10 protein-coding genes (1 of these 10 running past the window's edge) are annotated in these 10,205 nt (G+C 63.1%); 1 reads left to right on the forward strand and 9 read right to left on the reverse strand.

The window, feature by feature from the left end:
* Positions 1-204 precede the first annotated feature (204 nt).
* The 5 genes from KIO76_RS10380 to KIO76_RS10400 form a co-directional block, all read right to left on the reverse strand.
* Positions 205-1,443: a hypothetical protein gene (locus tag KIO76_RS10380; RefSeq protein WP_213323202.1), complete on the reverse strand. Its 1,239-nt coding sequence runs from the start codon at positions 1,441-1,443 to the stop codon at positions 205-207.
* A gap of 12 nt (positions 1,444-1,455) precedes the next feature.
* Positions 1,456-2,328, reverse strand: coding sequence for a carbohydrate ABC transporter permease (locus KIO76_RS10385; protein ID WP_213323203.1), 873 nt, complete (start codon positions 2,326-2,328; stop codon positions 1,456-1,458).
* Positions 2,325-3,230: a carbohydrate ABC transporter permease gene (locus KIO76_RS10390; protein ID WP_291977082.1), complete on the reverse strand. Its 906-nt coding sequence runs from the start codon at positions 3,228-3,230 to the stop codon at positions 2,325-2,327. The genes KIO76_RS10385 and KIO76_RS10390 overlap by 4 nt, the downstream gene beginning before the upstream one ends.
* A gap of 100 nt (positions 3,231-3,330) precedes the next feature.
* Complete coding sequence (locus tag KIO76_RS10395) at positions 3,331-4,632, reverse strand: extracellular solute-binding protein (RefSeq protein WP_213323207.1); 1,302 nt, start codon at positions 4,630-4,632, stop codon at positions 3,331-3,333.
* A gap of 110 nt (positions 4,633-4,742) precedes the next feature.
* A complete protein-coding gene (locus tag KIO76_RS10400; RefSeq protein WP_213323208.1) occupies positions 4,743-5,750 on the reverse strand; it encodes a LacI family DNA-binding transcriptional regulator in 1,008 nt (335 codons plus the stop codon).
* 241 nt (positions 5,751-5,991) lie between these two features.
* Here KIO76_RS10400 and KIO76_RS10405 point away from each other — a divergent pair, with 241 nt between their 5' ends.
* Entirely contained in the window at positions 5,992-6,756 is a 765-nt protein-coding gene (locus tag KIO76_RS10405) for a 6-phosphogluconolactonase (protein ID WP_249729560.1), read from the forward strand.
* 72 nt (positions 6,757-6,828) lie between these two features.
* Here the strand turns inward: KIO76_RS10405 and KIO76_RS10410 are convergent, their stop codons facing one another.
* The 4 genes from KIO76_RS10410 to KIO76_RS10425 form a co-directional block, all read right to left on the reverse strand.
* On the reverse strand, positions 6,829-7,581 hold the full coding sequence (locus KIO76_RS10410) for a L,D-transpeptidase (protein ID WP_213323209.1): 753 nt from the start codon (positions 7,579-7,581) through the stop codon (positions 6,829-6,831).
* Positions 7,582-7,992: 411 nt separating this feature from the next.
* Positions 7,993-8,364 (reverse strand): hypothetical protein, encoded by a 372-nt coding sequence (locus tag KIO76_RS10415; protein WP_213323210.1) that lies wholly within the window; start codon positions 8,362-8,364, stop codon positions 7,993-7,995.
* A 179-nt stretch (positions 8,365-8,543) separates the two neighbouring features.
* Positions 8,544-9,689 (reverse strand): N-acetylglucosamine-6-phosphate deacetylase, encoded by a 1,146-nt coding sequence (locus KIO76_RS10420; RefSeq protein WP_213323211.1) that lies wholly within the window; start codon positions 9,687-9,689, stop codon positions 8,544-8,546.
* A 7-nt stretch (positions 9,690-9,696) separates the two neighbouring features.
* Positions 9,697-10,205 carry the final stretch of a dipeptidase gene (locus tag KIO76_RS10425; RefSeq protein ID WP_213323213.1) on the reverse strand. 889 nt of this gene lie beyond the right edge of the window, so the window shows 509 of its 1,398 coding nt (coding positions 890-1,398); its start codon lies off the right edge, out of view; its stop codon occupies positions 9,697-9,699.

A 10,205-nucleotide genomic window follows, 5' to 3' on the forward strand; every position in this document is an offset into this window, starting at 1 on the left:
TAGGGGCTGCCTGACGCTGACCCGACGGCAATATGGCTAGCCTGCGAGCATGGGCTCAAGCCGCGTGACCCCACCCGACCTCGCTGATGCGAGACCCCTCCCCTGGGGGGAGGGATCAGCCCCGAGTGACATCCCCGGCGGGCTGCACAGCAGCTCCGGAAGGGGATCTCGATATCAACCACGAACCGGTGATGGACGCGTCCGTCAGAGCAGCGCCAGCGCAGCCTCCGCTAACGCTTCTGCCGTACCGGGCGCGAAAGGGCCGGGCGTGCCATAAGGACGCCAGGCGATATCGACTTCATAGCCGCCATCGGGGATGGCGGTGAGGGGAGGGATGTAGCCCGGGTTGGTATAGGCATAACCAACGACCAACGCTCCCGGGACCGCAGCCTGCAAGGCCAGCGCCTGATCAACGAATATCTCGCCGGGCAGAAAAAAGGCCGTGAAATCGCCCAGCCGCAGCGCGCCGACGGTCAGCTCGGTGCCCGCATGCGCGCGTGCCAGCCAGTCGCGGTCGATCTGCGCCATGGCCTTCTCGCCAAAGCTCGCAGCGGGGTTCGAGAGGACCTGCGACGCCTCGTGGGCAACCCGGACACGCTGCGACGTCTCGACGGAGGCGAAAGCAGCGGCTCGGGTGGTCTCGCCGTAGGCGAGCGTCTCGACAGGCTGCCCCTTCAGCCCGCGCAGAGCGGGGGCGACCGTATCCGCCAGCAGCGTTCCGATCCGCTCAGCCTCTGCGGGGGTGCGCCTGGACATCCCGCTCTGGCGGATTGAGTCCATCGTCTTGTGGCCGGTGTTGATCTGCCCGCAGCAGCCGGTGGTGTACAACACCGGCGCAGATAGGAGCTCCTCCAGCCGGCTACGTGCGGCACCGGGGAAATCCGCGCTGTAGCGAAGATTGTCGGGCCCGAGCACGACCGGGTGGCAGGCGAAGTTCACCCAGAGCGCGCCGAGCGTGCCATTCTCCATGCAGAAGGCCACCGCATCGGCGTTGTGATCGACCGGGCCATCATCGAGGCGGCGGTTGTGGGCGATGCCGGGCACCGGCACCTTGATTGGGCTGATGCGGCCCGGCCGCAGAGCAGCGCTCGCCTCTTGCAGCAGATCCAAGGTCGTCGCGACGAGGCTGTCCACATAGGCAGCATCGGCATGGCCGAGCATGGAGCGGGCGAGCACGGGCGGACCGGCATGGGTGTGGGTCGCGCAAGGCACGAGATCGATATCGCCAGGCAGTTGCGGCGCGAGCCTGATACGGAAATCTTCCGGCACACCGATGAGATCGAGGGCGAGGATGGCCACGCGCCGCTCGCCCACCTCCACGAGAAGGAGCCGGGCTGTCAGCGGATCGAGCGTGCCGGTAGCGAGCCCGGCGCGGCTCGCGAAGCCCGAGAGCTCGGTCGGCGTCGCCGGTGTGATCCCGCGCATGGCAAAGGCAAAGCGCATGGTAGTCCTCCGCTATTCCTTCAGCCCGCTCGATGCCACACCCTGCACGAAATTGCGGCGCATGAAGGCGAAGAACAGGATGCTCGGGAGGAGCGCGAGCGCCGCCGCGGCGCTGAGACGGCCGAGATCGACCGTGAAGCCGGTCTGAAACAGCGCGAGTCCGACCTCCAGGGTATAGCTTTCCTTGGTGGCGGTGATGATCATCGGCCAGGTGAACGCCGTCCAGGACTGGAAGAAGGCGAGCACGGCGAGCGTCCCGAGCGGGCCGCGCATCAGCGGCACGACGATCCTCAGAAAAATCCAGCTCTCGCTTGCCCCGTCGATGCGGGCAGCTTCGATCAGTTCGTCCGGAATCGACGCGATAACATACTGGCGGATGAGAAAGATGCCGAAGCTCATCACGAGATAGCCGATGAGCAATCCCCACAGCGAGTTCAGAAGACCGAGCTGCTGCACCCCGAGATAGAGCGGGATCATATAGACCTCGAACGGGATGATGGCCGTCGCGAGGATCATGCCGAAGATGATATGCACGCCTGGGAAGCGGAACTTGCCGAGCACATAGCCTGACACCGCCGAGGTCGTGACGATGGCGATGGTGGACAGGACCGCGAACAGGAAGGTGTTGCCGATCCAGCGCAGAAGGGGCGTTTCGGCGAGAACTGAGGTGATGTTCTCCAGGGTTGCGTCACGGGGAATGATGGTCGGCGGCCACTGCAGCAGTTCTTGAGGCGACTTGAAGGCGTTCGACACCAGGAACACCAGCGGCAGCAGCATCAGGATGCAGAAAATGATCAGGATGACGTCGATCACGCCATTCAGGATGCGCTCACCCGCGGTCGCGCGTGGGCCGGCTTCGGTGGCGGAGAGGGACCTGTCGCTCATGCCCGGCCCTTTTCGCGGAAGACTCTGAACTGAATGGCCGTGAGGGCGAGCACGATGGCGAGCAGGATGACGGCCTCGGCGGCGGCATAGCCGACCCGATAGTTGCGGAAGCTGTTCTCCAGCATGTCCAGCACCAGCACACGGACCAGCCTGCCCGGCGCGCCCTGCGAATCCGATGCGAGCACAAAAACCTGCGCGTAGATGTTGAAAGCCGCGATCAGCGTGATCACGGAGACATAGAGAAGGACCGGCTTGAGCTGCGGTATGGAAATGTGCCGAAAGCATTGCAGCGCCGAGGCGCCGTCGAGCCGCGCCGCCTCGTAGAGCGACTGCGGAATGTTCTTGAAGCCGACGAGGAATATGAGGACGGCATAGCCCAGTGCTTGCCATGAGCACAGGACGATGACGCAGATGATGGCGAGCACCGGGTCAAACAGCCAGGCCTGCGGTGGCAGCCCGAAAAAGCCCAGGAGGGTGTTGAGCGGGCCGAGGCGTGCGTCGAATATCCATTTCCAGGCCATGGCCGCGGGCACGAGCGAGACGACGTGCGGAATGAAGATCGACGTCTCGTAGAAGCCCGCGAAACGCGACCTCGTGCGATGGTGGATGAGGGCGGCGAGGACAAGGCCGAGCGGCACGGTGATCGCCAACACCCCGAAGGCAATGATCGTCGTGTTGCGCAAGGCCTCGAGGAAAAGCGCGTCGGTGACGAGTTCACGGAAGTTGTCCAGCCCGATGAAGGGCTTGCGGCGCGAGATCAGGTTCCACTGAAACAGACTGAGACGCAACGTCTCAATGATGGGAATGAAGCGGACGAGGGTATAGATGATGAGTGCGGGCAGGAGCGCCAGGATGGCGAATGTAAAGCCCTTGCGATTCCAGGTACCGACCAGTTCCCGCACGCTTTCTCTCCGCATTCGGGACCAAGAAGAGTTCGCCGGTGTGTTTGGGGAGGAGAAACACACCGGCGATGCGCTAAAGGCACGTGTCGCAGACGCCGGATCAGGGCGTGGCGAGCAGGCCTTCACGCTTAAGGATGGTGTCAACCTCCGCGGCAGCCTCCTTGAGGAACGCATCGATGGCGGCGTCATCCTTGAGCTTCGGGTTGGTGTAGCCGTCGACGAGGCGCGCTGCGACGCGTGTCAGGATCTCGCTGGCCGGGGCGATCGCGGGCAGGGAGAAGAACTTGTAGTCAGTGGGAAAGTTGACGAAGGCGCCGAAGGCCGGCGTCTTTGCAATGATGGCGGAGTAATCGACATCTTTTCGGTTGGGCAGCCAGCCGATGTTGTCCAGGAGCCACTGCAGGTTTTCCGGCTCGTTCGCCTGGAGGATGTACTCCCAGGCGAGGTCGGCTTTCTTGCCGGGTTTGGTCGGCACATAGAGATTGACCGGAATGACGATCGAGCCGCGCGGCAGCGGCGCGGTGGCATATTTCAGATTGGGCGACTTCTTGGCGATGTCACCAATCACCCAGGACTCGCGGATGAACATGGCTGTCTGACCGAGCTCGAAGGCTTCCGCATCCGCCTTCATCTCCGGCGTGACTGTTTTCAGTACCTGGACGTTGTCGACGTACTGCTTGAAAGCTTTGCGTCCGGCCTCGTTGGCGAAAGCCGCCCTCCATTTGCCGTCCTTCTCCTCAAGCAAATTGCCGCCGAACTGGAACAGGTTGATCCAGAACTTCTCGGCCACGCCCTGACCGCCGCCCGACAGGCGCAGGCTCCAGCCGCTGACCGTCGGCTTGCCCTGCGCGTCGCGCTGCGTCAGCTTTTCGGCGTAAGGCGTATAGTCTTCCATGGTCTTCGGCGGGCCGGAAAGGCCTGCCTTCGCGAACATGTCGGTGTTGTAGTAGAGCGCAGTCTGCCCGCGGAACAGCGGCACGCCGTAGATCTTGTCCTCGAAGGTGACGCTATCCTGGAAGAATTTGTCGAAATGCTTGCTGTCCTTGACGAACTTCACGACGTTGTCCGGCGCGGGCGGAACGAGGCCGCCTTCCAGATACCGGGTCGCCTCGACCTCCATCTCGATGACATCAGCGGCGGCCCCCGAGGGCAGCGCAAGCGCGTTACGCTTTTCGTGCTCGCGCAGGGCGATCAGCTCGACGCTGACTTCCAGATCCGGGTATTTCTTCTTCAACTGCTCGCCGACCCGCTTGTAAAAGGGCTCCATCTCGGGCCAACCGCCCCAGATCGTGAGCTTCTCGGCTTGGGCGGGCAGCATGGATGCGAAGAGCGTCGCCGCCGCGATGGCGAGGATGGGCCGCTTCCTTGCGGGCTTCCTGCTGGTCGATTCTGCGAAATTCATGATCGGATCCCCTCTGACGCTGGCGCTCTGGATCGCCTCTCCTGAAAAAGTGTCGTGCAACCGGTTGCGTGTCAAGCGGCCTTCGCGTGGCGTCCGCCGTGAAGATTCGATCAGGCGCCGATAGCCGGTCCCGTTGTCCCCCGCACGACGAGATGGGACTCAAGCACGTAGCGCACATCGCGCATGGCTTTGACTTTCAAGAGGTCCATGAGCAGATCCGCAGCGACCTGGCCTGCTTCCTTGCAACGTGCGGAGACGGTCGTCAGCGGGGGATATGTAGTCGCGCCGAGCACGTCATCGCAGCCGACAACGCTGAACTGGCCCGGCACGTCGATGCCGCGTTCGGCCAAGCCCGCGAGAAGGCCCTGAGCGACAAGATCATCGAAAGCCAGCGCGGCTGTAGCCCTTGAGGCGAGGATCTGTCCCGTCGCCGCGTAGCCGGTTTCATAGGTCGGAGGACGAGCCGGAACGGCAATGATCTCCACGCCGCGCTTCGTCGCCTCCCGACGCAGGGCAAGGCGACGCTGCTGATTGGACCACGACGCGGATGGTCCGCTGACATAGACGATGCGGCGATGGCCATGTTCGATGAGATGCGTGAGGGCGGCGGTGATGCCGGTGGCGCTGTCGATGAGGACCCTCGGAATGCCGCCAACGTCGCGGTTGACGAGCACGATCGGCCGGCGCTCGGCATAAAGCCGGATACGCTCTTCATCGAGACGCGAAGAGACCAGGATCATACCCTCGACCTGGCTGGTGAAGCGGCCGACGAGAACGTCCTCCCGCGCAGCCTGTTCGTCGGAATTACCGAGGAAGACGCAGAAGCCGGCTTCGTCCGCCCGCAACTGCGCAGCCCGAATCAGCGGTGGGAAAAACGGATTGGCGACGTCGGGCACGATAAGCGCGAGATTGCCGTGGCGGCCCGTGCTCAGCGCCCGCGCGACCTGATTCGGAACATAGCCGACTTCGCGGGCAATCGACTTGACGCGCTGGACCGTGGCTTCGCTCAACATTTCCGGCCGCGTGAAGGCGCGGGAAACCGTAGCGCGCGAGACGCCCGCCAAGGCTGCCACCTGATCGATGGTGGGCACGCGCCGCCGGGATGTTTCGTCGTCCATCAAACTTTTTCCCGCGCGATCGTTCTCGAACTATCTGGCTTCACGAGGAGACTAGCGGAAAACCGCCTCGCTGAGGAACCCTGGGAAGGATCATAGGGCAGAATTCGATGGCTTGACATGCAATCGGTTGCATAGGAGTTTCACACGCTTGCGGTGTGTGCGCACCTTCGGGGAAGGCGTGAACCGCCATACCGTCTCTTCGTGGCGGCGGGTGATTGAAGAGGTCGAGAGGGAAGACCTGATGGAATCAGTTGCAGGACAGCAAACTGTGCGACCGGTCGTTCTGTCCTTTGGCACGCGGTTGGAGATGGGACGCGCCGCCGCAGCCGACGTCGCCGCTGAGCTCAGGGCGCGATTGGCACGCCAGCCAGGCGTACGGATGATCTTCGCCGCCGCCGTTAGCCAGAACGACATGTTGGAGGCGCTGATCGCCGAGCCCGGAATCGACTGGCGACGGGTGACAGCCTTCCATATGGACGAGTATCTGGACCTGCCCGCCGATGCGCCCCAGCGCTTCGGGAATTGGCTGCGCCAAGCGATCTTCGATCGACTGCCGTTCGCCGCTGTTCACCTGATCGATCCCGGCTCGAACGCCGATGCTGCAGTTGCGGCCTATGCTGCAAATCTCGCGGAGGCGCCGATCGACATCGTTTGTCTCGGAATAGGCGTCAACGGACACCTGGCCTTCAATGACCCGCCCGTTGCTGACTTTGCTGATCCGCAATCAGTCAAAATCGTCACGCTCGATGACGTCTGTCGCCAACAGCAGGTTGATGACGGCGCCTTCGCCACCGTCGCTGAAGTGCCGCAGCGCGCGGTCACCCTTACGATACCGCGCCTTCTCGACGCCGATCGTCTCTTCTGTGTGGTACCTGGTGCGTCCAAACGGGAGGCTGTCGACCGGGCATTGAAGGGCCCGCTCGAGACGGCTTGTCCGGCGAGCGTTTTGCGGCTCCATCCGGCGTGTCGCCTCTATCTTGACGCGGAATCGGATCCGCGCCGTTGAGGCTGCGTGCCGCGCCGCGGCCCGAGAGTGCGGCACGCCGTTCCAATGCGCCGCCGTTCTTGCGTGATCGCCTCAGGCTTGCGCGCCACCGGCGGGCAGAACCACGACCTTGGTGCCGACTGGCACACGCTGGTAGAGATCTATCGCGTCCTGGTTGATCATGCGAATGCAGCCGGAGGACACGTTCTTGCCAATCGTCCACGGCTCAAGCGTGCCGTGAATGCGGTAGAGAGTGTCCTTGTTGCCCTGCCACAGATACATGGCGCGGGCGCCCAGTGGATTATGCGGCCCGCCGGGAACACCGAGCCCGCTCTGCAACTGGCTTGCCACTTTCTTGAGCTCGGGCTGGCGCTGGATCATCTCCTTCGGCGGATACCAGTCTGGCCATTCCTGCTTTGAATTGATCGTCGCGGCGCCTGACCAGCCGAAACCCTCGCGTCCCACGCCGACGCCATATCGCATCGCCCGTCCATTCTCCTGGACGAGATAGAGATAGCGTTGGCGAGGGTCGACGACGATGGTGCCTGGTTGCTCCGTCGTGGAGTAGGGCACGGAGCGACGCAGATAAGCAGGATTTATCTCGGATAGATTGACGGCCCGCACGGGGAAGCGCTCCCCCTCGACAGGGCCGTAATAGGAAGCGACCTGCGCATCGGACGCCGGTAGATCCGCCGGAGGCGGGATCTCGCGATCAGCAATGCGTCGCCCCGTACTGGGACCAAGGTTTGCCTGTTCCGGGTTCGGGCTTACGCAGCCACTGAGGCCGAGACCCGTGAGGCCGGCCGCCAGACCGGAGAGAAAGCTGCGGCGTTTCAACTCGATCATGGACTTATCGTACTCCCAACGCACTGTTCGCGGTCTATGTCTCGATGGTATATGACGTGGTGCACTTCAGTCGTTTGAACGTGGGCAAGGCTCCCAAGAAGCGTTTCACATCGTAAGGCCGCTGTCGCTGCCGGGCCGAAAGAAGCGCATGTTACAGTCTAGCTCAAACTTCGTAGGGCTGGTACCGCTCCGCACATGGTCTGCATTATCTAGTTTGAAGTAACGTTAGCGCGGCTGCGGAGTTTTAGTTGTATCTGCTTCGGACGACCTGCAGTGCGACGTGCTGGGACACGGTCTCCCGGGCATAAAAATCTATAAATTTCAATAGTTTATTGCGTGCCGTTTGTCCTGCGAAAGCTCGGTGGTGGCTTTCGCAGCCCTCAGTCATCCTTACTAGTATCGGTGTTTCCTTCAACGCTTCGTGAAGAAGGTCATCAGCACCTTCTCCTTCTCGCCAAGCAGACACAGAAAAGTATGGGGCTCATCCGAGTGTTCGCGTTGGATAGCTGCTTGGCCGATTAGGACAGTGGTGATCTTGACACCTCCGATTTCGGCGTTCGCTTTCGCAAGAGTGAGGCTGTCGAGATCGAGCTTGACGTCCTTCAGGGGCGAGTTGCCGCCGGCTTGCTTCAACGTTTCGATGGAGGCTTTCCGGCATGCCGCCGCCTCGACCGGCTCCTGAGCCGTCGCGGGCAGAGAATAGATGATAGCGCCAAGCAATGCGCCGATCCCAAGGATTGACGCGGCCTTGAGGAATTCCGGGAAGGCAGCCAAAGGCGCCATGCGCCGTGAGGTTCTCCGTTTCAGGAGACGCTTTGCCTTAGAGACAAAGGACAACCGGCCGGGCGGTGAACTTATGGGAATATCCACGATCTCCATGGGCGGCATTGATCATTCTCCGCGTTGCGCCACAGAGCTTCAACGTTGCTGGAGATGAAAGGTTGCACATTACCGTGCAGCCGTCAGACGCGCCGCTCTCCTTGGACGAAGACCGCCTCGAGCGACAAGGTTGAATCGCCCGGCGCCCAACGGAAGCGGATGAGATCAGCGGGCGCCCCCACCCGGATGGTGCCGCGGTTGCTCGCGAAGCGGCCGGGGTTGACCGTTGCGAGCTTTAAGGCGTCACCGAGGGTTAAGCCTCCCATGATCGTCGCCTGCGCCACGCAATCTGCGAGGGGCCGCACCGCACCAGCGAGGAAGGGCGTACCCGCTACTCCAAGCCGGCCATCGGCAGTCAATTCGACACGGCCGCCGATCGGCTGATCGTAGACGCCGGGCGGCAGGCCGCCGAGCGCGACTGCGTCCGAGACCAGCACCGCACGTTCCAGGCCCTTTGCGCGCAGCATGGCCCGGAAGGTATCTCCAGGAAGATGGTGCCCATCGGCGATGAAAGTCGCGGTGAGGCGATCCTCGGCAAGCTGCGTCCAGATGAAATTAGGGTGGCGGGGCAGAGTGGCCGCCGCGCCGTTCCCGAGATGGGTGGACAGGCTCGCCCCCGCATCGACCGCCGCCGTGATTTCAGCGGGAGACGCGCCGGTATGGCCTATCGCGACATGCACGCCCTCTCGCGTCAGCGCGCGGATATAAGCCGGCGCTTCCCGATAGTGCGGTGATAGTGTCACGAGGCCGACCAAGCCGCCGCTCGCGGCCTGCCAACGTCGGAATTCCTCGATATCTGGCGGTCGGACGTGAGCGCGCGGATGCGCCCCACGCGGGCCGTCCTCCGGCGAGAGGTGAGGGCCCTCGACATGGACGAAGGGGATCGCATGGGCGATACGGGGATTGCCGGCGCGCGCCGCGGCGATCGCACGGAGCGCTGCGACGATCGCCTCCTCGGACGCGGTGATGATCGTCGGCAGAAAGGTCGTGACCCCGACCCGCAGCATGGCGTCCGTCAGAGCCTCGACCGTCGCGACGGTCAGCGCGCTGCCATTGATGTCATGACCGTTGAAGCCGTTGACCTGCAGGTCAACGAGGCCGGGGGCGAGCCAGACGCTCTCATGCTCCGGCCCCGCCGCGATCGAGGCTATCAGCCCGTCTGCAACGTCAATGGCGAGCGCGCGGCCTGTCGCGGGATCTTTGCCCGTGATGGTCAAAGGCTGCCTCATGGCTGCCTCATCCGCGCGACGCGGCGAAGGCGCCGATGATACGCGCCCAGGAGCGGATCCCATGGTGAAAACTGGCGAGATCGTATTTCTCGTTGGGTGAGTGGATGCGATCATCGCTGAGGCCAAAGCCGATCATCAGGGAGTCCATGGCCAACATACGCTTGAAGTCGCCAGCGATAGGAATCGAGCCGCCGCAGCCAATCAGCGCCGCATCACGCCCGAATTCTTCGCCGAGCGCTTGGCGCGCCCGGCCGAGCCATTCACCGTCGACGGGCAGGCTGATAGCGGGGCTGCCCCCGTGTTCCTTGAAGGTGACGCTGCAATCCGCTGGCACCTTGCTGCGGACATAGGCGCGGAAGGCCGCGCGGATTTTGTCCGGATCTTGCTGGCCGACCAGACGGAACGAGATCTTGGAGGATGCCTTGGACGCGATGACGGTCTTGAATCCTTCGCCGGTATAGCCGCCCGTAATGCCGTTCGCTTCGCAGGTCGGGCGGGACCAGACCTGCTCGAGAA

The organism is Chelatococcus sp. YT9 (genome assembly GCF_018398315.1).
In the GTDB taxonomy this organism is placed as follows: domain Bacteria; phylum Pseudomonadota; class Alphaproteobacteria; order Rhizobiales; family Beijerinckiaceae; genus Chelatococcus.

What these genes read in the sequence shown, in the direction of transcription:
- KIO76_RS10380 (WP_213323202.1), bottom strand. Translation starts at nt 1,443, where the DNA reads ATGCGCTTTGCCTTTGCCATGCGCGGGATCACACCGGCGACGCCGACC.
- KIO76_RS10385 (WP_213323203.1), bottom strand. Translation starts at nt 2,328, where the DNA reads ATGAGCGACAGGTCCCTCTCCGCCACCGAAGCCGGCCCACGCGCGACC.
- KIO76_RS10395 (WP_213323207.1), bottom strand. Translation starts at nt 4,632, where the DNA reads ATGAATTTCGCAGAATCGACCAGCAGGAAGCCCGCAAGGAAGCGGCCC.
- KIO76_RS10400 (WP_213323208.1), bottom strand. Translation starts at nt 5,750, where the DNA reads ATGGACGACGAAACATCCCGGCGGCGCGTGCCCACCATCGATCAGGTG.
- KIO76_RS10405 (WP_249729560.1), top strand. Translation starts at nt 5,992, where the DNA reads ATGGAATCAGTTGCAGGACAGCAAACTGTGCGACCGGTCGTTCTGTCC.
- KIO76_RS10410 (WP_213323209.1), bottom strand. Translation starts at nt 7,581, where the DNA reads ATGATCGAGTTGAAACGCCGCAGCTTTCTCTCCGGTCTGGCGGCCGGC.
- KIO76_RS10415 (WP_213323210.1), bottom strand. Translation starts at nt 8,364, where the DNA reads ATGGCGCCTTTGGCTGCCTTCCCGGAATTCCTCAAGGCCGCGTCAATC.
- KIO76_RS10420 (WP_213323211.1), bottom strand. Translation starts at nt 9,689, where the DNA reads ATGAGGCAGCCTTTGACCATCACGGGCAAAGATCCCGCGACAGGCCGC.